Source organism: Amycolatopsis sp. CA-230715 (assembly GCF_018736145.1).
GTDB lineage: Bacteria > Actinomycetota > Actinomycetes > Mycobacteriales > Pseudonocardiaceae > Amycolatopsis.
In genome coordinates this window covers 280,315-302,975 of record NZ_CP059997.1, presented here as the reverse complement: position 1 = coordinate 302,975, position 22,661 = coordinate 280,315, and the positions used below count along the sequence as shown (strand labels likewise).

The window sequence follows — 22,661 nt, the reverse complement described above, 5'->3', positions numbered from 1 at the left end:
GGCGCTTTCCGGAAGGGACCCCGAGTACCAACACGGGAGCCCTGTGAGCCACCCCGCAGCAACCGGCCACCGCCGAATGAGCTCAGCCGCCGGACGCCAGCCGCTGATAGGCGCGCCACCGGCTCGTACCGGAAGTCGACGGACGGGCGCGCAGTTCGCGGTAGAGGATCTTCCCCGCCGGGTTGCGGGGAAGGTTGTCCACGATGACGATGTCGCGCGGCACCGAGAACCGCGCGAGGTTCGCGGCGACCCAGGTGCGGACTTCCTCCGGGGACACCTCGGAACCGGGTTCCGGGACGACGTAGGCGCACAGCCGCTGCCCGTCGTGGTCGTCGGGGACGCCGATGACGGCGGCTTCGGCGATGTCTTCCCTGGCGCACAACAGGTTCTCCACCTCGACCGGGTAGGTCTTCTCGCCGCCGGTCACCACGACGTCCTCTTCCCTGCCGGAGACGAACAGCTTGCCGTGGGTGTCGAGGTAGCCGAGATCGCCGCTGTAGAGCGCGCCGTCGCGGTACTCGTTTTCCTCGCCACGCCGGGTGTAGCCGTCGAAGAGCATTTCGTTGCCGACGAAGATGCGGCCGATCTGACCCGGCGCGCTCGGTTTCCCCGAAGCGTCGAGGATCGCGACCCTGGTGCCGCGCGGTGGCGTGCCCGCGGTGTTCTCGTCCTCGGCGAGATCGCGCGGGGTGGCCACGGTCGCCCAGGACAGTTCCGCGGAGCCGTAGATGTTGTACAGCACCGGTCCGAACGCTTCGGTGAACCGCGGCACGAGCTTGCCGGGCAACGCGGAACCGCCGGCCAACGCGATCCGCAGCGAACCGGTGTCGATCCGCTCCCGGTCGGCGGCCGGGACCTCGGTGAGGCGGCGCAACATGATCGGCGAGCCGACGAGGGAGGCGCAGTTGTGCCGCCCGATCGCCGCGACGGTGCGCGCCGCGTCGAACTCGCGGTGCAGCACGACGGTGTCGCCGAGCATCATCGCCAGCTGCAGCAACGAGAAACCGAGCACGTGGAAGAACGGCGACGCCAGCATCATGGTGGTACCGGCCCGCAGCGGGAGCAGGTTCAGCAGCTCGGCGATCGGGGCGAGGCCAGCGGGATCCGGCCGCACCACGCCCTTCGGGGTCCCGGTGGTGCCGGAGGTGAGCAGGATCGTCCGCCCGCCGCGCGAAGGCGTCGGCAGCGGCGACGCCGGTGACCGGCGGATCAGGGAGTCGAGCGTGCGCGGGCGCGGCACACCGGTGTCCGGCGCTTCGTACCCGGCCGGCCGGTGCAGCACGGTCGGCATCGAGCGCGGGAACCCCTCGAGCACGTGCAGGAGATCGTCGTCCACCACGAGGATGTCGATGCGCTGTTCCTCGACGACCGCGCGCATCTGCTTCTCCGCCAGCCCGGTGTTGAGCACGACGAGATCGGCGCCGAGTTTCCCGGCGGCGAGGCAGGTTTGCACCGCGGCGCGGTGGTTCTTGGCGAGCAGGCCGATCTTGAGCAGCCCGTGCGCGGGACAGATGCGGCGGAGCCCGTTGGCGAGCCTGGTCGACGACTCGTCGAGCTCCTGGTAGGTCATCGTGCCGAAGTCGTCGATCACGGCGGGTCTGGCCGGGTGGCGGACCGCCTCCGCGCCCACCGCGAAGGTCACCGTGAGCCCGAACTTCCGGTACAGGTCACGGATCCGGAGCAGCTTGGCCGGGCTCATCGGCTTCACCAGCCCGTTGGTGACGAGCACGGACATGCCCAGCGGGGAGGCACCGATCTTGCCCACCGCCGCGCCACGTTTCGAACCGCTCATGCGCATGGGGCCTCCAAGCGTTCCACCCCGCCGTGGAAGAGTAAAAGCGATGTTCGCACGTTGGACATCTCGCGGCAATTATCCCCGCGATTCGGTACGCCGAACCCCTGAACTTGTCACACCCCTTCGACGAATCGCGTCCGCGAACCGCGTGATCGTGAGCGGCTTCGACCCACCACGCTCCTGTACGGCGTATAGTGGCCGTCCTGTACGACGTATAGGGGGCTGTGGTGGAACTGGTCGAAACGGGTGCGGGGCGCGCGATCGCCGTCGAGGAGTTCGGGGATCCCGGAGGTGTGCCGTGGCTCTACTTCCACGGCACGAACTCCGCGGGCGCGGAGGGCCGCCTCTACGACGCCGCTGCCCGCCGCCGTGGCGTCCGGGTGCTGGCCCCGGATCGGCCGGGCACCGGGAGATCCACCCCCGATCCGGGGCGCGGCATCCTGGGCTGGGCCGAGGACGTGGCCGCCGTGGCGGACGCGTACGGCCTCGGCGGTTTCGTCGTCGGTGGCTGGTCTTCCGGTGCGGCGCACGCGATGGCGTGCGCGTATGCGTTGCCGCGGCGCGTTCGCGGCGGCGTGCTCGTCAACACCGCCACGCCCGCGGGCGCACCGGGGCTCGATCGCCAGCAGCGGGTCATCGCCGGGCTGGCCGGGCGCGCGCCGTGGCTGGTGCGCCGCGCCGTCGCCCCGCTCATGACCAAGGCGATCTCCAACCCGGAGCGGATGCGCGATCCGGCGGCGCGCGCGAAGGTCCTGCGCTACTTCCCGGCCGTCGACCGGCCGCTCCTCGCCGAGGTGTGGTCCACTGTGGACGGACAGGAGATCTTCATGGCGATGGCGCGCGAAGCCGCCCGCCAGGGTTCGGCGGCGACCGCGGAGGACCTGCTGGCGCTGTGGGGCCGCCAGGGCTGGGGCTTCACACCGTCGGAGGTTCCCGTGCCGCTGCGCCTGTTCACCGGCGAGCACGACACCTCGCGCCGGTTCGCCGAAACGCTGGCCGCGACCGCCCCGGACGCGTCGGTGCGCTCGTTTCCCGGCGGTCACCACGGTTTCCTCACCGAGCGGGCCCTGGGCGAGATCTGCGACGCGGTGGTGACCGCTTGGGAACGCGCTAGAACGCCGTCATGACGTGCTTCACGCGCGTGTACTCCGCGAAGGCGTACCCGGACAGATCCTTCCCGTGCCCGGAATGACCGAACCCGCCGTGCGGCATCTCGGAAACGAGCGGCCCGTGCGTGTTCACCCAGACGCAGCCGAAGTCGAGCAGCCCGGACACCCTGACCGCGCGCGAATGGTCTTTCGTCCACACCGAAGAAGCGAGCCCGTACGGCACGCCGTTGGCGAGCGAAACCGCCTCGCCCTCGTCGGCGAAGGACTGCACGGTGAGCACCGGGCCGAAGATCTCCTCCCGCACAATTTCGTCGTCGGGCCGCAGCCCGGAAACCACCGTGGGCGCGAAGAAGAACCCGCGGTCCCCGTGTGGGGTACCGCCGGTTTCCACGCGGGCGTGCGCGGGGAGCCGCTCGAACAGCCCGCGCACGCGGTCGAACTGGGCCGCGCTGTTCAACGGTCCGAAGTCGACACCGGGCACGGTCGCGGCCGCCGCGGCGGCCAGCGCGGCGACGAACTCGGCGTGCACCGACTCGTGCACCAGCACCCTGCTGCCCGCGGTGCAGTCCTGGCCCGCGTTGTAAAAGGCGGCGCCCACGATGCCTTCGGCGGTGGCGGCCAGGTCGGCGTCGTCGAAGACCAGCAGCGGCGCGTTGCCGCCGAGTTCGAGGTGGGTGCGCTTGAGATCCGCCGCGGCCACCGTGGCCACGTCGATCCCGGCCCTGGTCGAGCCGGTGAGGGAGACCAGTTCGGTGACCGGGTGGGCCACCAGCGCCCTGCCGGTTTCGCGGTCTCCGCACAGCACGTTGAACGCGCCGTCCGGCAGGAACTCCGCGGCCGCTTCGGCGAGCAGGACTGCCGTGCTGGGCGTGGTCTCGGCCGGTTTGAGCACCACCGTGTTGCCCGCCGCGAGCGCGGGCGCGATCTTCCACACGGCCATCATCAGCGGGTAGTTCCACGGCGCGATCTGCGCGCACACGCCGATCGGCTCGCGGCGGATCACCGAGGTGTGCCCCGCCAGGTACTCCCCGGCCGCGGTGCCGTCGAGCTGACGTGCCGCGCCCGCGAAGAACCGCAGCGCGCTGACGCTCTCCGGGATCTCCTCGTCGAGCACCACGCGCCGGATCTTGCCGGTTTCCGCGATCTCGGCGTCGGCGAACTCGCCGGCCCTTCGCTCGACCGCGTCGGCGATCCGCAGCAGCGCGAGCTGGCGCTCGGCCGGGGTGGTGCGCCGCCACACCCCGAACGCGCGCGCCGCCGCGGCCATCGCGACGTCCACATCGGACTGTCCGGACAGGACACTCGAACCGGTCGTCTCCCCGGTGGCCGGGTCGACGAGGGGCAGCGTGCGGTCGCCCGCGGCGGGCACGAGCCGCCCGTCGACGAAGTTCCGTACCGTCATCAGGGCTCCTCGCGGTCGAGGTGGGTCGGGGCGAACATGCGCAGCAAGGCGGGCAGCACCACCACGTTCGGGCCGGGGGTGCGCAGTGCCTCGGCGAGATCGGCGCCGATGGTGTCCACACTGGACAGTTTCGCGGGCACCCCGAAGGATCCGGCGAGCGCGACGAAATCGGGGCGGGCGAGTTCGGTGGCGGTCGACTGGCCGAACGCGCCGGTGAGATATTCGCGCAGGATGCCGTAACCGCCGTCGTCGACGATCAGCCAGGTCACGTCGAGCCCGTGCTGCACGGCGGTGGCCAGTTCCGCGATCCCGTACATCGCGCCGCCGTCACCGGAGACGGCCAGCGCGCGCCTGCCGGTGGCGGCCGCGCCGAGCGCGCCGGGGAACCCGTAGCCGAGCCCGCCCGCGCCCTGCGACGTGTGGATCGGCGCACCGTCGGCGTTCCAGGCGGACCACGCCCAGTAGCCGAGGATCGTCATGTCCCAAAAGGACGGTGTGCCCTCTCCCACCGCGGCGCGGACGTCGGCGAGCACGCGCCGTTCCTGGTCGAGCGGCTGCGCGTCGAGCCTGGCGCGCACCTTCTTCAGCAGGTCCGCGACGGCGGCTTCCGCGCGCCCGTCCGGCTCGCGCGCGGGCACGAGCGGCAGCAACGCTTCGAGCGCGAGGGTGACGTCGGCGTGGATGCCGAGCGCGGGATAGTTGGATTCGAGCTTGCCCGCGTCGGCTTCGATCTGGATCATCCGGCCGCGCGGGGTGAACTCGCGGTAGTTGCTCGACAGCTCGCCGAGCCCGGAACCCAGCACCAGCAGCACATCGGCACCGGCGAGGAACTCGGTCGAATGCCAGTCCTCGGCCCAGGACTGGCCGGAGAGCGGGTGGTCCCAGGCGAACGCGCCCTTGCCGCCGAAGGTGGACAGCACCGGCGCGCGCAGTGCCTCGGCGAGCGCGCGCAGCGGTTCTCCGGCGCCCGAGCGGACCGCGCCGCCCCCGGCCAGGATGACCGGATTCTCCGCGGTGGCAAGGAGTTCCGCCGCCCGCGCGACCAGTTCCGGCAGCGGCGCGAGCGACGGGGGAGCGGCGGGCACCGAGGTGATCGGCGGCAGGCTCACCGGTTCGAGCAGCACGTTCTGCGGGATCTCCACCCACACCGGCCCGTACGGCGCGGTCGCCGCGGATTCCCACGCCGCCCGCAGCACGGCCGGGAGCTGGCTCGCGGTCCGCGCGGTGTGCACCGACTTCACCACGCCGCGGAAGCTGGCCTGCTGGTCGGGCAGCTCGTGCAGGTACCCGTGCCGCCCGCCGCCGAGCCCGGCCACCGGGATCTGGCTGGAAATCCCCAGCACCGGCACCGAACTCGCGTGCGCCTCCTGCAGCGACGCCAGCGTCAGCAGCGCGCCGGGACCGGTCGAGACGATCATCGGGGTCACCGGCACCGCGCCACCGGCGTCGAGCCTGGCGCGCGCGTGGCCGTCGGCGGCGAACGCCAGGTTGTTCTCCACCCGCGCGCCGATCACCGTGATGTCGGGCGCGCGCCGCAGCGCCTCGAACAACCCGAGCGCGTGCTGGCCCGGCAGGCCGAACACGGTCCTGGCGCCGAGCGCGCGCAGGGTCTCCACGACGACGTCGCCGCCGATCCGGTCGGTTCCGCTCACTGTTCCGTCCCCTGGTCGCCGTTCTTCCGCAGGCTCAGCAGGCTCACCAGGTCGTACGCCACGTGTGAGGCCGCGATCGCGGTGATCTCCGCGTGATCGTATGCCGGGGCCAGTTCGACCACGTCGGCGCCGACGAGGTTGCAGCCCCGCAGCCCGCGCAGGATCTCCAGCAGCTCCCTGCTGGTCATGCCGCCCGCCTCCGGGGTGCCGGTGCCCGGCGCGTGCGCGGGGTCGAGCACGTCGATGTCGACGGAGACGTACAGCGGCCGGTCGCCGATGCGCTGGCGCAGCGCGTCCACGGTTTCCCCGATGCCGCGGCGAAGGACGTCGCCGGAGGTCACGATCCCGAAGCCGAGCCTGCGGTCCTCGTCCAGGTCCCGCTTGCCGTACAACGGCCCGCGCGTGCCGACGTGCGAAAGCGCGCTCGTGTCGAGGATTCCCTCTTCGGACGCGCGCCGGAACGGTGTGCCGTGGGTGTACGGCTCGCCGACGTAGGTGTCCCAGGTGTCCAGGTGCGCGTCGAAGTGCAGCAGCGCCACCGGGCCGTGTCGTTTCGCCGCGGCCCGCAGCAGCGGCAGCGCGATCGTGTGGTCGCCGCCGACGGTGACCAGGCTGGTCCCGTCGGCGGTGAGCGCTTCGGCCTCGTGCTGCAGGGTTTCGATCGCCGCGCCGATGTTGAACGGGTTGAGCGGGATATCGCCCGCGTCGACCACCTGCGCGGCCGCGAACGGGGACACGTCGAGCTCCGGGTGGTAGGGCCGAAGCAGGCGGCTCGCCTCGCGCACCGCGGCCGGGCCGAACCGGGCGCCGGGGCGGTAGGACACGCCCGTGTCGAACGGGGCGCCGACCACGGCCACGTCCGCCCGGCCGGCCTGGTCCGCCCTCGGCAGGCGGGCGAAGGTCGCGAACCCGGCGAACCGGGGCACCTGCGACGCGTCGACGGGCCCGATCGGGCTCTGACTGCTCACGGGGAACTCCTTGTCGTTGTTCAGGAATGGGTGTGCTGCGGGACGGGCGCGTCCTCGCGGCCGCTCAGGCGCGCGGTCCACGCGCCGAGCACTTCCGGCGGTGTGCGCTTCGTGACGAGGCTCGTGACGACGTAGGCGACGAGGCTCGCGCCGAGTCCGAAGTAGATCGGTTCGTTGGCGTCGAGCCCGGCGGTGACCATCGAGACGATCACGACGACCGAGCCGACGAGCATCGAGGCGAGCGCGCCCGCCCGCGTGCCGCGTTTCCAGAACAGCGCGCCGAGGATCGCGACGAGCAGGCCGCCGACGAGGATGTTGTAGGCGACGGTGAGTGCCGCGACGACATCGGTGACGATCATCGCGATCCCGATGGACAGCAGGCCCAGTACGAGTGTGGTCCACCGGTTGCGGCGGAGTTCGGCGCCGTCGCCGGGTTTCCCGCCCCGGCGCAGCTTCGCGAGCAGATCGCTCGTGCTGACCGTGGAGCAGGCGATGAGCGCGCCGCTGGCGGTCGACATCATCGCGGACAGCGCGGCGGCGAGCACGAGCCCGCGGACCCCGGCGGGCAGCAGGTCCTCCACGATCGTCGCGAACGCGTCCTGCGCACTGGCCAGCGACGGGTAGAGCGCCTTCGCCGCGGTGCCGATCAGCGCGCCCGCGACGCCGTACACGAGGCAGTAGGCGCCGGAGAGCACCCCGCCGCCGGTGGCCACCGCCGGGGTGCGCGCGGTGAACACGCGCTGCCAGATGTCCTGCCCGATGAGCAGGCCGAACCCGTAGACCAGCACGTAGGTGAAGATCGTTTCGCCGCCGATGGCGGTGAAGTCGAAGAACGACGCGTCGAGCCGCGCGCGGAGCCCGTCGAAGCCGCCAGCCGCGCCGATCGACACCGGCAGCAGGACGAACAGGATCCCGATCGTCTTGATCACGAACTGCGCGATGTCGGTCAGCGTGATCGACCACATGCCGCCGAGCACCGAGTAGAGCACCACGATCGCGCCGCCGATCGCGATCCCCGCGACCGACGGGACGCCGAACAGCACCTTGAAGATCGTCGCGAAGGCGAGCGTCGAGGTGACCGTGAGCATGAGCGTGTAGCCCCACATCACCACGCCCGAGATCGTCGACGTCGAGCCGCCGTAGCGCAGGTCGAGCATCTCGCCCACGGTGTAGACGCGCAGCTTCACCAGCCGCCTCGCGAACAGCGCGTGCAGCACGAGGATCCCGATGCCGATGGTGATCACCAGCCAGGCACCGGAAATGCCGTAGGTGTAGCCGAGCTTGACGCCGCCCACCGTGGAGGCGCCGCCGAGGACGACGGCCGACATGGTGCCCGAGTACATGAACCAGCCGAGCCGCCGCCCGGCCACCAGGTAGTCGGATTTCGTCTTCGCCAGGCGGAGCCCGAACCAGCCGATGCCGATCATGCCCGCGATGTAGAGCGCGATCACCGCATAGTCACCGGCCACGGGTGTCCTCCTCAGGAAGCGCTGAATGCTGTTCGGGACACCGTAGGTAGCGGGCGGGCCTCCCGTACTCTGGATAGATCGTCCCAATTCGAGCGAGATCCGAGACGAAATGACCTCATCCGGCGAGCCTTACGGCACCGAGGCGCACGTTCCGCTGCGCGCCGTCGTCGACAACCCCGGCCTCGCGGTCGACGTGGTCCGCGAGAGCCTGCGAGAAGGCGCGCTCGAACTGCCCGTCCGCTGGGCGCACGTCAGCGAGCTGCGCGATCCGGCGCCCTACCTCGTCGGCCAGGAACTGCTGCTCACCGCGGGCGTCAACCTGCCAGCCGAGCCCGCGGAGGTCGACCGCTACGTCCGCGGCCTGCGCGCGGCCGGGATCACCGCGCTCGGCCTCGGGGTCACGCCGCCGTTGCGCGAGACCCTGCCCGACGACCTGCGCGCCGCCTGCGTACGGCACGGGCTGCCGCTCCTCGTGGTCCGTCCGAGCACGCCGTTCCTGGCGATCAGCAAGGCCGTCGCGGTCGCGCTCGCCACGGCGGGCCAGCGGGAAGAGCGGCGGGTCACCGAAGCGCGCGAGGCGCTCACCAAGGCCGCCTGGGAGGGCACGGCCGCGCTGGCGGCGAGCTTGTCCGCCCGCGTCGACGGCTGGGTCGCGCTCGTCGGCGACGGCGGGGAACCCGTCGTCGGGCACCGCGCGCCGCGGCCGCTACCCGACGGGGTCGCCGAACTGTTCGGCACGCTGCGCGCGGGCACCGGCATCCGCAGCGCCACCACCGAACTCGCCGACGGCGCGGTCGTACTGGCGCAGCCGGTGTACCCGCAGGCCACCGCGTCGCAGCTGCTCGCGGTCGGGAAGCGGAGCCGATTCGGCGGCGCGGACCGCGCGATCGTCGCGGTCGGTGCCGCCCTGCTCGGGCTCGCGAGCAGGGCGGGCTCGGACACCGCGAGGCTCGGCGGCGGGCTCACCGCGCTCCTGCTCGGGACGGCGCCACCGGATCTCGCGGCGGGGGAGCTGCTGCGCGGAGACGAGTGGCGCGTCGTGGCGGGCACGCCGCACCGGCGCGCTCCCGGCGCGGTCGAACGCGGCTACGACTGGCTGCGCACGCATCTCGGCACCCCGCTCGTCGACGTGGCCGAGGCGCGGTTCGTCGCGATCGTGGACGAGGAACCGGCACCCGAACGGCTCGACCACCTTCGCGCGAACGGGTGGCTCACGGCCGTCGGCGCCCCGCGTCCGGCGGGCGCCCTCGGCGACGCCCACGCCGAGATCGAGGGGCTTCTCGCCCGCGCGCGGGCACTCGGCCGCCCGGTGGTCGCCGAACGGAGGACGGGGCTCGATGCCGTCGTTTCCGCGGGCGCCGCCGGGGACTTCGCGCGCCGCATGCTGGCGCCGGTGCTCGAACTCGACCGCGAGCGGGACGCCGATCTGGTCCGCACGCTGCGCACCTGGCTCGCCCAGCACGGGGGATGGGACCGCACGGCTACCGAACTCGGCGTGCACCGCAACAGCGTCCGGCACCGGATCCGGCTCGTCGAACGCGCGCTCGGCGCCGATCTCGCCGACCCGGAAACGCGGATGGAGCTGTGGTTCGCGCTGCGCTGGGTGTCCATTCGCGACAGCTCTTGACCGGCGTTGACACCGAAGGGGTCGTTACCTAACTGGTTCTCAGGAACGTGTGGCACCTTGGTCTCGTGCGGATTCTGGTAGTGGAAGACGAAGAACCCCTCGCCGAGGCGATCGCGCGCGGACTGCGTCGCGAGGGAATGGCCGTCGACGTCGCCCTCAACGGCGACGATGGCCACGAAAAGGCGACCGTCACCCGGTACGACGTGGTGCTGCTCGATCGTGACCTGCCCGGCATGCCCGGCGACGAGCTGTGCAAGGAGATCGTCGCCTCCGGCGAGCTGACCAGGGTGCTCATGCTCACCGCGAGCGGCACCGTGTCCGATCGCGTGGAAGGGCTTTCCCTCGGCGCGGACGACTACCTCGCGAAGCCGTTCGCGTTCCCGGAACTCGTCGCCAGGGTGCGCGCGCTCGGCCGCAGGGCGACCCCCGCCGCGCCGCCGCTGCTCGTCGCGGGCGACGTCGAGCTGGACCCGGCGAAGCGCACCGTGCGGCGCGAAAGCGGCCCCGTCGAGCTCACCCGCAAGGAGTTCGGCGTGCTCGAAGTCCTGCTGTCGGCCAGCGGATCGGTGGTCAGCAGCGAGGAACTGCTCGAACGCGTGTGGGACGAGAACGCCGACCCGTTCACCACGACCGTGCGGGTCACCGTGATGACCCTGCGGAAGAAGCTCGGTGAGCCCGGCATCATCGAAACCGTGGTGGGCTCGGGATACCGCGTTCCCGGCTCTGGTACGAAAGCCGGGTGAACCTCCGCGACCTTTCCGCGGGCCTGGTGGGCGCGCGCAGCCTGCGTGCCCGCATCACCCTCCTCGCCACCGGTCTCGCCGCCGCGGTCAGCCTCGTGCTGCTGTGGCTGGCGTGGACGCTGGTCGGCGATTCGGTCGCGGCTGTCCCGCAGATGCCGCCGAACACCACGGTGCGGGTCGACGGCACGGACTTCGACGCCTCGGAACTCGCCGCGCACCTGCGCGAGCACGCCAGGGACAAGGTGCTGCTGGCCGGGTCGATCGCGTTCTGCTGCGTGGTGGTGGCCACCGCGATCCTCGCCTGGACGTTCACCTCGCGCGTGCTGCGGCCGCTGCGGGAGATCACCGGTACCGCGAGGCGCCTTTCGGTCGAGTCGATGGGCGCCAGGATCGGCAGGCTCGAATCGAAGGACGAACTGGCGGAGCTGGCGGCGACCTTCGACGCCATGCTCGACCGGCTGCAGGCCGCGTTCGACGCGCAGCGGCACTTCGTCGCGAACGCGAGCCACGAGCTGCGGACGCCGTTGTCGGTGATCCGGACCGAACTGGACGTCACACTGTCCGATGAGGACGCTGACGAGGCGGAACTGCGCCGCATGGCCGGGGTGGTGCGCGATGCGACGGAACGCGCCGAACAACTCGTCGGGTCCCTGCTGCTGCTGGCCCGCACCGACGGCGCCGGGCTGGTGGTCGCCGAGCACGTCGACCTCGCCGCCGTGGTGGACAGCGCGTGGCGCGCCGCGCGCGGGGAGGCCGAGCGGCGGCGGCTGCGCACCGAATTCGCCACCGCGCCCGCGTTCGCGGTCGGGGATCCCGCGCTGCTCGAACGCGTCGCGGGCAACCTGCTCGAAAACGCGGTGCGCCACAACGTCGACGGCGGCTGGATCGAAGTGACCACCCAGGCCGGGCAGGACGGTGTGGTGCTGGCCGTGCGGTCCTCCGGCGGGCTCGTCGACCCGGCCGCGGTGCCCGAGCTGTTCGAACCGTTCCGGCGCGCGGGCGTGGCCAGGACCGCGCGGTCCGGCGCGGGGCTCGGGTTGTCGATCGTGCGCGCCGCGGTGCAGGCGCACGGCGGCTCGGTCAGCGCGGAACCGGTGGTCGGCGGCGGGCTGTTCGTAGTCGTGCGGTTCCCCGCCGTGCCGTGACGGCGGACGCGGGTTAGGTTCGGGTCATGGTCCCCACCCGGAAGCTGAACAACGATGTCGCCATGCCCGTGCTCGGTTTCGGCGTGTACAAGATCCCCGACGACGAGGTCGAACGCGCGGTGCACACCGCGTTCGAAGCGGGCTACCGGAGCATCGACACCGCGACGCTGTACGCGAACGAGCGCGGTGTCGGCGCGGCCGTGCGCGCGAGCGGGCTGCCGCGCGAAGAGGTCTTCGTGACCACGAAGCTCTGGAACACCGAGCACGGCCACGATCGCGCGCTGAAGGCGTTCGACACCAGCTTGGGGGAGCTGGGGCTCGACTACGTGGACCTGTACCTGATCCACTGGCCGCTGCCCGCGCGGGACCGGTACGTCGAAACCTGGCGCGCGCTGGAAAAGATCCTCGGCGACGGCCGCGCCCGCGCGATCGGGGTGTCGAACTTCCAGGTTCCCCATCTGCGCAGGCTCTTCGACGAGACCGGGGTCGTGCCCGCGGTGAACCAGATCGAGCTGCACCCGCACCTTCAGCAGGCGGAGCTGCGCGGGTTCCACGACGAGCACGGGATCGTCACCGAGGCGTGGAGCCCGCTGGCCCGCGGCGGCGAGCTGCTCGGCGACCAGGTGGTCACCACGGTCGCGCGCAAGCACGGCAGGACACCGGCGCAGGTCGTGCTGCGCTGGCAGATCGAGATGGGCCACGTGGTGATCCCGAAGTCGGTGACCAGGGAACGGATCGAGGAGAACATCGCGATCTTCGACTTCGAGCTCGACTCGTCGGACATCGCGGGGTTCGCCGCGCTGGAGTCGGGGACGCGGCTGGGCCCCGATCCCGACCGGCTCGGTTCCTGAAGCGGGCCCGAGCATTGACACCGGGGCGGGGACGGACTATTAGTTCTCTTCGTTAGGAAACTTTATTATTTAGCTGGGCGATCCGCCGTCGCTCGCCAGCCGCCGCCACAGCGCCGACCTTCCGACGAAGCACGCAGGAGGACCGCAGTGGTAACCCGTCCACGGCGTCTGCTCACCGCAGGCGCCGCACTCGTCGCGACGGCGCTGGCCGTCATGACACCCGCGTTCGCGGCCGCGCCGGAACCGGCAGCCGTTCCGGCGGCCACGGACTACGAAGCCGAAGACGCCGTCATCACCGGCGGCGCCGTGGAGTCGAACCACCCCGGGTTCTCCGGGCGCGGGTTCGTCAACTACGACAACACCAAGGGCAGCGCGGTCGAGTGGACCGTGAACGTCGCCGCGGCCGGTCCGGCCGACCTGGCGATCCGGTTCGCCAACGGCACGGCGGCCGATCGGCCGATGGACATCAGCGTCGACGGCACCGTGGTGTCGAAGGCGCTGTCCTTCCCCGGCACCGGCGACTGGGCGAACTGGCAGTCGAAAACGGTGAAGGCGAGCCTCAAGGCGGGCGCCAACAAGGTCAAGGCGGTCGCGACCACCGCGAACGGCGGGCCCAACACCGACAAGCTTTCCGTCTCCGGCGGTACCGACACCGAACCGCCGACACCGCCGTCGAACTTCGCCGAGACCGACGTCCAGCAAACCACGATCGCGGTCAAGTGGGACGCCTCGACGGACAACGTGGGCGTGGCGAAGTACGTGGTGGAGAACGGCGGCAACCCGCTCAAGACCGTGCCGGGCGACACCACGACCGCGACGCTGACCGAGCTCACGCCCGGCACGACCTACGACCTCGTGGTGCTGGCCTACGACGCGGCGGGCAACCCGTCGCAGGCGAGCAACCGGCGCGAGGTTACCACGAAACCCAGCAACGACAAGGAACCGCCGTCGGTGCCGCAGCACCTGGCCACCGCCAGCGTCGGCTTCGACAGCGTGAGCCTCACCTGGGACGCCTCGACCGACAACGAGAAGGTCGCGGGCTACGAGGTCTACCAAGGCGGCGCGAAGGTCGCGAGCACGACCGACACCAACGCCGCGATTTCGGGACTGAAGCCGGAAACGGAGTACACCTACGCGGTCAAGGCGAAGGACGTCGCGGGCAACCTCTCCGCCGCCAGCGCCGAGCTGAAGGTGAAGACCGCCAAGGATCCCGGCTCGTCCGAACCGGACTACAGCACACCGATCTTCGACAGGCAGATCGCGAAGCTGGATCTGCCGTGGGGCATCGACTTCCTGCCCGACAAGTCCGCGCTGGTGGCCGAGCGCGACCGGTTCGAGATCGTCCGAGTCACCCTCGACGGCCAGAAAACGGTGCTGGGGAAGGTTCCCGGCGCCGCGACCACCGGCGGTGAAGGCGGCGTGCTTGGCGTCGCGGTGTCCCCGAACTTCGCCACCGACCACTACGTGTACGTCTTCCACACCACCTCGGGTGACAACCGGATCGTGCGGATGAAGTACGAGAACGGCAAGCTCGGCACCACCTCCGAGGTCGTGCTGTCCGGGATCAAGCGCAGCCACTACCACAACGGCGGCCGGATCCGGTTCGGCCCGGACGGCAAGCTGTACGCCACCGCGGGCAACGCTGAACAGCCCGCGCTCGGCCAGGACAAGAAATCGCTCAACGGCAAGATCCTGCGGATCAACCCGGACGGCTCGATCCCCGCGGACAACCCGTTCGGCAACGCGGTGTGGAGCTACGGGCACCGCAACCCGCAGGGGCTCGCGTGGGACAAGAAGGGCCAGCTGTGGGAGTCCGAACTCGGCGACAGCGACGTCGACGAGCTGAACCTCATTCAGAAGGGCAAGAACTACGGCTACCCGGACTGCCCGAGCGGGCAAAGCTGCGTCGGCCCCAAGCAGACCTGGTCGACCAGCTCGAATTCCCCGAGCGCCATCGAGATCTTCGGCGACTACATCTACATGGCCGCGATGAAGGGCGCGCGGCTGTACGTCATGAAGATCAACGACGCGGGTGATGACGTGGGCCCGTCGAAGGCGTTCTTCAACGGGCAGTGGGGCAGGCTGCGCACGATCGTCAAGACGCCCGACGGCGGCGCGTGGCTGTCCTCGACGAACGACGACAAGAACGGCGGCTCGCCGAGCAGCCTGGACAACGTCATCGTGCGGCTGAAGTTCTCCGGCGGCGGGTCGTCCGGCCCCGGTGAGTTCAAGCTGACCAGCCCGGCGTTCCAGGACAACGCCACCATCCCCGACAAGTACACCTGCGCCGGTGACGGCAAGGCGGGCCAGGACCCGTCGCCGCCGCTGGCCTGGGGGACCGGTGGGGACGCCGCGGAGTCCTACGCGATCGTGTTCGCCGACAAGGCGAACAACGGAACCAAGCTGCACTGGGCGATCTGGGACATCCCCGCCTCGGCGCTGACCCTGCCGGAGGGCCTCGGCGCCGGGTACACCGTGCCGGGACAGGGCGGCGCCAAGCAGAAGGCGATGGGCAGCGGCGCCACCGCGCAGCAGTTCTTCGGCCCGTGCCCCGGCGGTTCGTCGCACCCGTACGCGTTCACGCTGTACGCGGTGAAAACGGCGACCGTGCCCGGCCTGAGTCCGAGTTCGTCGATGGCGCAGATCGAAACCGCGATCAAGAACGGCAGCAGCGCGAACACCGTGCTGCACGGGAAGTCCAGCGCCGCGCAGTAGCGGCGGACGAAGACGCCCACCGCCGGTGTGGCGGTGGGCGTCTTGTCTACTGTGGACCGATCGGGTCAGCGCGTGGGAACCGAAGCGACTCCCGGCGCGAGGAACGGCTTGCCGTTGACCTTTTCGGACACTCCCGAACGGTCGAGGTACGGCGTGATGCCGCCGAGCCAGAACGGCCAGCCGGCGCCGAGCAGCAGGCACAGGTCGATGTCCTGCGCCTCGGCGACCACGCCCTCGTCGAGCATGATCCGGATCTCCTCGGAGATCGCGGCCAGCGCGCGCTCGCGGACCTCGTCCGCGGTGGACGGCCGGTCCCCTTGCTGCCACAGTGCGGCGACCTCGGGGTCGATGCTCTGGTTCCCCTTGTCGTCCCACTGCCAGACCGCGGTCTTCTTCGCCTCGACGAACCGGCGGAGGTTCTCGCTGACCGAGAACCGGTCGGGGAACGAACCGTGCAGCGTCTCGCCGACGTGCAGCGCGATCGCGGGCCCGACGAGCTGCATCAGCGTCATCGGCGACATCGGCAGCCCGAGCGGGTCGAGCGAGGCGTCGGCGACCTCGAACGGGGTGCCCTCGTCGATCGCGACCAGCACCTCGCCGACGAAGCGCAGCAGCAGCCGGTTCACCACGAACGCGGTCTCGTCCTTCACGAGCACGCTCGACTTCTTCAGCTGCTTGCCGAGCGAGAACGCGGTGGCGAGCGTTTCGTCGTCGGTCTTGTCCGCGCGGACGATCTCCAGCAGCGGCATCACCGCGACCGGGTTGAAGAAGTGGAAACCGACGACGCGCTCGGGGTGTTCGAGCTTCGACGCCATCGCGCTGATCGACAGCGACGAGGTGTTCGTGGCGAGGATCGCGTCGGGCCGGACGTGCTGCTCCAGCTCGGCGAACACCTGCTGCTTGACGCCGAGCTCCTCGAACACGGCCTCGATCACGAAGTCCGCGTCGGCGAACGCGGCCTTGTCCAGCGAGCCGGAAACCAGTGTCTTCAACCGGTTCGCGCCGTCGGGGGAAGTGCGCCCCTTCGCGAGCAGCTTGTCGATCTCACCGTGCACATAGGACACACCCTTGTCGACGCGGGCCTGGTCGACATCGGTGAGCACCACCGGAACCTTGAGCCTGCGCACGAACAGCAGCGCCATCTGGCTGGCCATCAGGCCGGCGCCGACGATGCCGATCTTGCCCACCTTGCGGGCCAGCGACTTGTCCGGTGCGCCGGCGGGACGCTTCGCGCGCTTGTTCACGAGGTTGAACGAGTAGAGCCCGGCGCGCAGGGTGTCGGTCATCAGCAGCCCGGCGAGCGCCTCGGTCTCCGCCGCGTACCCGCGGTCGAGATCGTTCTCCCTGGCCAGCTCCAGCAGTTCGACCGCCTTGGTGGCACCGGGCGACGCGCCCTTGGTCTTCCCGTCCACAATGGACTTCGCGCGGGCGATCGCGGCGTCCCAGCCAGCCCCGCGGTCGATTTCCTTGCGCCGCGGGGTGATTTCGCCGCGCAGCACCTTCGCCAGCCACAGCAGCGACTGCTCCAGGTAGTCGGCCGAGCCGAGCACCTCGTCGACGATGCCGAGCTCGGCCGCCTTCGCCACGCTGAGCATCTTGTTCTGGTTGAGCGCGTTTTCGATGATCACGGTCACCGCGGCGTCCGGCCCGATCAGGTTCGGCAGCAGCTGCGTGCCGCCCCAGCCGGGGAAGAGACCGAGGAACACTTCGGGGAACGACACCGCGGCGGTGTTCTCCGACAGCGTCCGGTAATGGCACGACAGCGCCAGTTCGAGCCCGCCGCCCATCACCGCGCCGTTGACGAAGGCGAAGGTCGGGATCTCGGAGTCGGTGAAGCGGCGGAACACGTCGTGCCCGCTCTGCGCGATCTGGGTGGCCAGCTCCGGGTCGGACACCTGCTCGACCCCGGACAGGTCCGCGCCGACGGCGAAGATGAACGGCTTGCCGGTGACCGCGATGGCCGCGGGCTTGGCCGCGACCGCCTCGTCGAAGGCGGCGTTCAGGCTCACCAGGCTCTGCGGCCCGAACGTCGACGGCCGGGTGTGGTCGTGGCCGTTGTCGATGGTGATGAGCGCGACCTGGCCGTCGAGGCCGGGTACCGAAACCAGCCTGGTGGCCGCCTTCGTCACGACCTCGTCGGGGAAGGCCGTCCTGGCCTGTTCCTCGGTGATCACTTTCCACCCTCCCAAGCCGGGTTCTCCCAGATGACCGTGCCGCCCATGCCGATCCCGATGCACATGGTCGTGATGCCGTAGCGCACCTCGGGGTGCTCGGCGAACTGCCGCGAAAGCTGGGTCATCAGCCGCACGCCCGAGGACGCCAGCGGGTGCCCGCACGCGATCGCGCCGCCCCACGGGTTCACGCGCTCGTCGTCCTCTGCGATCCCGAAGTGGTCGAGGAAGGCGAGCACCTGCACGGCGAACGCCTCGTTGACCTCGAACAGCCCGATGTCCGAAATGGACAGACCGGTGCGGGCGAGCACCTTCTCCGTCGCGGGAACCGGGCCGATGCCCATCACCTCGGGCTCGACCCCGGCGAACGAGTAGCCGACCAGCCGCATCGCGACCGGGAGGCCCAGCTCGCGCGCAGTGTCCTCGTCGGCGAGGATCGCGCCGGTCGCGCCGTCGTTGAGGCCCGCCGCGTTGCCCGCGGTGACCCGGCCGTGCGGGCGGAACGGCGTCTTGAGCCCGGCGAGCTGCTCGACGGTGGTGCCAGGGCGCGGCGGCTCGTCCTCGGTCGCGAGGCCCCAGCCCAGCTCCGCGTGGCGCGTGGCCACCGGAACCAGCTCCGGCCCGATCTTGCCCGCCTTGACCGCGTCGGCGTAGCGCTCCTGGCTGCGCGCGGAGTAGGCGTCGGTGCGCTGCTTGGTGATCTCGGGGAACCGGTCGTGCACGTTCTCCGCGGTCTGGCCCATCACCAGCGCGGTCGGGTCGACCAGCTTGTCGGCGACGATGCGGGGGTTGGGGTCCACGCCCTCGCCCATCGGGTGGCGGCCCATGTGCTCGACGCCGCCCGCGATCGCGATGTCGTAGGCGCCGAAGCCGATCCCGCTCGCGATGGTCGTCACCGCGGTCATCGCCCCGGCGCACATCCGGTCGATGGCGAAGCCCGGCACCGACTTCGGCAGCCCCGCGAGCAGCGCCGCGGTGCGGCCGATGGTCAGGCCCTGGTCGCCGATCTGCGTCGTGGCGGCGACGGCCACCTCGTCGACGCGCTCCGGCGGCAGCTCGGGGTGCCGGCGCAGCAGCTCCCTGATTACCTTGACGACCAGGTCGTCCGCGCGGGTCTGGGCGTAGATGCCCTTCTCGCCTGCCTTGCCGAACGGGGTGCGCACCCCCTCGACGAAGGCCACATTGCGCACTGCGCGTGCTGACACGGGTGCTCCTCTGCGTATGAGATCTGCGGGTGCGGCGAACCGGTTGGCGGATCGCCGACCACCGCACCCTAGCCCTTGTTACCCGTCGGTAACCAGGGTGGTGGCCCCGTTGGGTGGGGCAAACCACACGAGCCGGTGAGGGAGCGTTCCCGGCCGCGGGCTGGAGCGGCTCAGGACGCCGTGGCCTGCAGGGCCTTGCTCAGCGCCGGCACCGTCAGCTCGCGCTGCCACCGGCGGGCCCCGCCGGCGAGCAACGCTTCGTCGACCCCGTCCTCGTCGCGCTCGGCCGGCGGCTTCCAGCAGGTCCGCCGCACCAGATCGGGCAGCAGCAGGTTTTCCACCGGCAGTTTCAGCTCGGCGGCGATCCCGTTCAGCGCCGTGCGGGCGGCGGCGAGGCGTGCCGCGGCGTCCGGGTCCTTGTCCGCCCACCGGTTCGGCGGCGGCGGGCCGTCGCTTTGCTGCGCCGCGCTCGGCAAGGCGTCCTTCGGCAGTGCGCGCGCCTCCTGGAGGTACCGCAGCCAGCTCGCGGTGTACCGGCGCTGCACCCTGCCGCCGAACACCGGCAGCGCCTGCAGGTCCGCGACCGTTTTCGGCTCGGCGAGCACGGCGTTGACGATCGCCGCGTCGGGCAGCACCCTGCTCGGCGCGCGGTCGCGCTTGCGGGCGAGTTCGTCGCGCGCTTCCCACAGCGCTCGCACCCCGGCGAGGCCGCGCGCGGTGCGCACCTTGTGGATTCCGGAGGTCCGGCGCCACGGCTCCGCGCGAGGCGAAGGCGGCGGCGCGGTGCGGACGGCTTCGAACTCTTCGCGGGCCCAGCCCAGCTTGCCCTGCTCGTCGAGTTCGGCTTCGAGCTTCTCCCGCAGCTCGACCAGCAGTTCGACGTCGAGCGCGGCGTAGTTCAGCCAGTCCACCGGCAACGGCCGTTTGGACCAGTCCGCGGCGCTGTGCCCCTTTTCGAGGCGGTAGCCGAGCAGCTTTTCGACGAGCGTGCCCAGCGCGACCCGCTCGTGGCCGGCGAGGCGTCCCGCGAGCTCGGTGTCGAACAGGCTCGCCGGGCGCAGCTCCAGCTCGGTGAGGCAGGGCAGGTCCTGGGATGCGGCGTGCAGCACCCATTCGGCGCCGTTGATGGCGTCCGCGAGCGGGGTGAGCTCGCCTTCGAGGGGGATCGGGTCGACCAGGAAGGTGCCCGCGCCCTCGCGTTTGAGCTGCACGAGGTAGGCCTTCGGCCAGTACCGGTACCCGGAGGCCCGTTCGGTGTCGACGGCGATGGCGCCCGTCCCGGCGGCGATCAGCTCGACGGCACGCGCCAGCTCCACGGGATCGGAGACCACGGGCGGTGTGCCGTCTGCCGGCTCCCGCAGCAGGATCGGTGCGGGTGGTTCGCCTTGTCCGTGCTCTTCCGCTGTCGACACAGCTGACGACCCTACGGGACGGGCGCACCGCGCCTGGTCCGCCCGTCCCACCGGGTCGTTCCGTTCCGTCAGCGGATCACGCCTGCGCGCATCGCCAACGCCACCATCTGCGCCCGGTCGCCGGTGCCGAGCTTGCGCCCGATCCGGGACAGGTGCGACTTGACGGTAAGTGCGGAGAGGCTGAGTTCCTCGCCGATCTCCTTGTTGGACTGGCCGTCGGCGACGAGCTGCAGCACCTCGACCTCGCGCGCGGAGAGCTCGCGCGGGGTGTTGTCGGTGCCCGCTACCCGGGTGCCGGTGGCCAGTACCGGTGCCACGCTGGGATCGGCGTACACGCCGCCCTCGAGCACCCTGCGCACCCCGTCGGTGACGACCACCGGCGAAGCGGACTTGAGCAGGTATGCCTGAGCACCGGCCTGGAACGCCGACCGCACCGCGTACGGGTCGTCGGACGAAGCGAGCACCACGACACGGGGCCAGCCGTGGCTACGGAGTTCCGTAACCAGCTCTATGCCACTGCCATCGGGCAGACCGAGGTCGAGAATCGCGAGGTCGCACGGCCCGGTGGCCGTGGCCCTCGCTCGAGCCTCCGCCACCGTGGCGGCCTCGTGAACGGTGCCCGCACCCATCTGTGCGAGTCGAGCGGCAATCGCCTCCCTCAAAAGCGGGTGGTCATCGACCACCAGCACGGAAAAAAGTTCTTCCCGCGGATGCGGAACCATGCTGGCCGGCAAAGCACCGGCTGGCGTGGATCTGACGGCCTGAGATAAGCCGACGGCAGCCACGTCACTACCTCCCTGGAGTCGGTCGTGCCCCCCGACCGGCACCGGGACTTTCGGCCAATCAGCCGCGCCAGCTTTAGACCGAAAGTGGTGTCGTCGAAGGCACTCTAGCCGCCCGAGAGGGTCTGCGGGGGGATCGAACGGGTATCTCTCTTGATCGAGTAGTTACGTTCCGGTGTCGAAGTCACACGATCGGGCTAGTACACGGCCGGTGGCTAACATCCCACTCAACGGACGCGATGAACAAAGGTTGGCACCCGCTGACGGCGCGTGCAGATGAGGCGTGCAAACGCGCGAGCCCCGCTTCCGAGTCACCCGCCTAGTGTGCCGTGGCCGGTTGCGGAAGCGAACCCATCAGCTCGAAATAGGCCGATTCTTCTTGCTCGGCGTTCAACCGGAACCAGGCGTCGAGCGCCGTCTCGGAGAACACCCCGAGGCGCGCGAGCACCGCCTTCGCGAAGTGCAGCGGTGCCACGCCGCTGGCCGTGATCAAGTCACCGTCGGTGACCGCGGGCTCGCCACGAAAGTGATCTTCACCCTCGTAGCCAGGGCACAGTGCCTGCAGGGCCCCCAGGTTGTTACTGGTGTGCGGGCGCTCGTTGAGCAGCCCGGCGTTCGCCAGCGCCATCGTCGCCCCGCAGACCGCGGCCACCGGAACGCGCGCCTCGAGCAGTTCGACGGCCTTGGCCAGCACCGGGTCGTGCACGGGTTCGAGCCAGGTGTCCCCGCCGGGCAGGATCAGCACACCGGCGTCCTCGGCGGTGATCCGGTCGACGGTGGTGTCCGGGACGAGGCGGAGCCCGCCCTTGGTGGTGACCGGGTCGAGGCTCAGCCCCGCGGTTCTGACCGGCATCCTGGCGCCGGACTCGGCGAAGTACCGGCCGCTGTCGAGCTCGGCGGTCAGGTACCCGATCTCCCAGTCGGCGAGCGTGTCGGTGACGTACAGGTAGGCGTAGGACGTGGCCATGGTGGCGCTCCTCCCGGTTCGGTTGGAGCGAACGCTACGGCGGGGGACCGACAAAACCCCCAGACGAAACGAGCCTCAGGAGCTCTGCCGGTGCTCGAAGAGGGTCACGCCGACCGGCGGCAACCCCGCCATGCTGGCCATCATCTGGCAGAAGGCCTCGCCGTGGGAGTGCAGTTCGGCGTCGGTGGGCGTCCAGGAGGCCCGGAGTTCGAGGTCGTCGGTCCGCGCCGGTCCCGAGATGTCGCCGAAGCGGGCGGACGAGGTTTCGGTGACCGTGCCGCCCAGCGCGGTCAGGTGCGCACCGGCGCCCTCCAGCGCGTCGGTCAGCCACGACCAGCCCACCGCGGGGAGGAAGGGGTCGCTGGCGAGTTCGCGGTCCAGTTCGGCACGGGCGTAGACGACCATGCGGAGCACGCCGTTCCAGTTCTCCTGGCCTTCGGGGTCGTGCAGGAGCACCAGCCTGCCGGAGGCCAGCACGTCGGCGGGGCCGGTGGTCTCGCCGCTCAGCGCGTAGGACCAGGGAGCGAGGCGCTGCGGCGCGCGGACGCTTTCGAGGGTCAGCTCCGGCCGGGGCCGGACGGTTTGCAGCGCCGCGACCGCTTCACGGAAGAGCTCGGGCGCATGCGTCATCGCGGTCACCGCTCGACT

Annotated in this window: 17 protein-coding genes; 6 read left to right on the top strand and 11 right to left on the bottom strand. The window is 70.9% G+C overall.

Annotation, left to right across the window (positions count from 1 at the left end; all coding sequences use genetic code 11):
* Nucleotides 1-82 precede the first annotated feature (82 nt).
* On the bottom strand, nt 83-1,792 hold the full coding sequence (locus HUW46_RS01385) for an AMP-binding protein (protein ID WP_254125693.1): 1,710 nt from the start codon (nt 1,790-1,792) through the stop codon (nt 83-85).
* Between the two features lie 230 nt (nt 1,793-2,022).
* Between HUW46_RS01385 and HUW46_RS01380 the strand changes: the two genes are divergently transcribed.
* Nucleotides 2,023-2,922: an alpha/beta hydrolase gene (locus tag HUW46_RS01380; RefSeq protein WP_215545523.1), complete on the top strand. Its 900-nt coding sequence runs from the start codon at nt 2,023-2,025 to the stop codon at nt 2,920-2,922.
* On the opposite strand, the gene HUW46_RS01375 is transcribed toward HUW46_RS01380, so the two are convergent.
* The 4 genes from HUW46_RS01375 to HUW46_RS01360 are packed head-to-tail and all read right to left on the bottom strand — an operon-like array spanning nt 2,906 to nt 8,395.
* Nucleotides 2,906-4,309: an aminobutyraldehyde dehydrogenase gene (locus HUW46_RS01375; protein WP_254126552.1), complete on the bottom strand. Its 1,404-nt coding sequence runs from the start codon at nt 4,307-4,309 to the stop codon at nt 2,906-2,908. The genes HUW46_RS01380 and HUW46_RS01375 overlap by 17 nt on opposite strands.
* Complete coding sequence (locus HUW46_RS01370; protein WP_215545521.1) at nt 4,306-5,958, bottom strand: thiamine pyrophosphate-binding protein; 1,653 nt, start codon at nt 5,956-5,958, stop codon at nt 4,306-4,308. Before HUW46_RS01370 ends, HUW46_RS01375 begins: the two co-directional genes overlap by 4 nt.
* Nucleotides 5,955-6,926 carry an agmatinase gene (speB, locus tag HUW46_RS01365; protein ID WP_215545520.1) on the bottom strand — a complete coding sequence of 324 codons (972 nt, stop codon included), beginning with the start codon at nt 6,924-6,926 and terminating at the stop codon, nt 5,955-5,957. The genes HUW46_RS01370 and speB overlap by 4 nt, the downstream gene beginning before the upstream one ends.
* A 20-nt stretch (nt 6,927-6,946) precedes the next feature.
* Entirely contained in the window at nt 6,947-8,395 is a 1,449-nt protein-coding gene (locus HUW46_RS01360) for a sodium:solute symporter (protein ID WP_215545519.1), read from the bottom strand.
* Between the two features lie 109 nt (nt 8,396-8,504).
* Between HUW46_RS01360 and HUW46_RS01355 the strand changes: the two genes are divergently transcribed.
* The 5 genes from HUW46_RS01355 to HUW46_RS01335 all read left to right on the top strand — a co-directional run bounded on the left by HUW46_RS01355 (nt 8,505) and on the right by HUW46_RS01335 (nt 15,476).
* A complete protein-coding gene (locus HUW46_RS01355) occupies nt 8,505-10,022 on the top strand; it encodes a PucR family transcriptional regulator (RefSeq protein WP_215545518.1) in 1,518 nt (505 codons plus the stop codon).
* Nucleotides 10,023-10,087: 65 nt separating this feature from the next.
* On the top strand, nt 10,088-10,765 hold the full coding sequence (locus HUW46_RS01350) for a response regulator transcription factor (RefSeq protein WP_215545517.1): 678 nt from the start codon (nt 10,088-10,090) through the stop codon (nt 10,763-10,765).
* A complete protein-coding gene (locus HUW46_RS01345) occupies nt 10,762-11,910 on the top strand; it encodes a sensor histidine kinase (protein WP_254125691.1) in 1,149 nt (382 codons plus the stop codon). The genes HUW46_RS01350 and HUW46_RS01345 overlap by 4 nt, the downstream gene beginning before the upstream one ends.
* Before the next feature lie 26 nt (nt 11,911-11,936).
* Nucleotides 11,937-12,761, top strand: coding sequence for an aldo/keto reductase (locus tag HUW46_RS01340; protein ID WP_215545516.1), 825 nt, complete (start codon nt 11,937-11,939; stop codon nt 12,759-12,761).
* Between the two features lie 213 nt (nt 12,762-12,974).
* On the top strand, nt 12,975-15,476 hold the full coding sequence (locus HUW46_RS01335; protein ID WP_442860959.1) for a PQQ-dependent sugar dehydrogenase: 2,502 nt from the start codon (nt 12,975-12,977) through the stop codon (nt 15,474-15,476).
* Nucleotides 15,477-15,541: 65 nt separating this feature from the next.
* On the opposite strand, the gene HUW46_RS01330 is transcribed toward HUW46_RS01335, so the two are convergent.
* From HUW46_RS01330 to HUW46_RS01305, 6 genes are all read right to left on the bottom strand, one after another.
* Nucleotides 15,542-17,650, bottom strand: a complete 2,109-nt coding sequence (locus HUW46_RS01330; protein ID WP_215545514.1) for a 3-hydroxyacyl-CoA dehydrogenase NAD-binding domain-containing protein — start codon at nt 17,648-17,650, stop codon at nt 15,542-15,544.
* Nucleotides 17,647-18,837: a thiolase family protein gene (locus HUW46_RS01325; protein ID WP_215549599.1), complete on the bottom strand. Its 1,191-nt coding sequence runs from the start codon at nt 18,835-18,837 to the stop codon at nt 17,647-17,649. Before HUW46_RS01325 ends, HUW46_RS01330 begins: the two co-directional genes overlap by 4 nt.
* A gap of 185 nt (nt 18,838-19,022) precedes the next feature.
* Nucleotides 19,023-20,264 (bottom strand): HRDC domain-containing protein, encoded by a 1,242-nt coding sequence (locus HUW46_RS01320; RefSeq protein WP_215545513.1) that lies wholly within the window; start codon nt 20,262-20,264, stop codon nt 19,023-19,025.
* A 68-nt stretch (nt 20,265-20,332) separates the two neighbouring features.
* Nucleotides 20,333-21,049 (bottom strand): response regulator, encoded by a 717-nt coding sequence (locus HUW46_RS01315; protein ID WP_040406084.1) that lies wholly within the window; start codon nt 21,047-21,049, stop codon nt 20,333-20,335.
* A gap of 316 nt (nt 21,050-21,365) precedes the next feature.
* Complete coding sequence (locus HUW46_RS01310; RefSeq protein ID WP_215545512.1) at nt 21,366-22,013, bottom strand: type 1 glutamine amidotransferase family protein; 648 nt, start codon at nt 22,011-22,013, stop codon at nt 21,366-21,368.
* A 75-nt stretch (nt 22,014-22,088) separates the two neighbouring features.
* A complete protein-coding gene (locus HUW46_RS01305; RefSeq protein ID WP_215545511.1) occupies nt 22,089-22,652 on the bottom strand; it encodes a DUF3000 domain-containing protein in 564 nt (187 codons plus the stop codon).
* Nucleotides 22,653-22,661 lie beyond the last annotated feature (9 nt).

What these genes read in the sequence shown, in the direction of transcription:
- HUW46_RS01385 (WP_254125693.1), bottom strand. Translation starts at nt 1,792, where the DNA reads ATGAGCGGTTCGAAACGTGGCGCGGCGGTGGGCAAGATCGGTGCCTCC.
- HUW46_RS01355 (WP_215545518.1), top strand. Translation starts at nt 8,505, where the DNA reads ATGACCTCATCCGGCGAGCCTTACGGCACCGAGGCGCACGTTCCGCTG.
- HUW46_RS01340 (WP_215545516.1), top strand. Translation starts at nt 11,937, where the DNA reads ATGGTCCCCACCCGGAAGCTGAACAACGATGTCGCCATGCCCGTGCTC.
- HUW46_RS01335 (WP_442860959.1), top strand. Translation starts at nt 12,975, where the DNA reads ATGACACCCGCGTTCGCGGCCGCGCCGGAACCGGCAGCCGTTCCGGCG.
- HUW46_RS01310 (WP_215545512.1), bottom strand. Translation starts at nt 22,013, where the DNA reads ATGGCCACGTCCTACGCCTACCTGTACGTCACCGACACGCTCGCCGAC.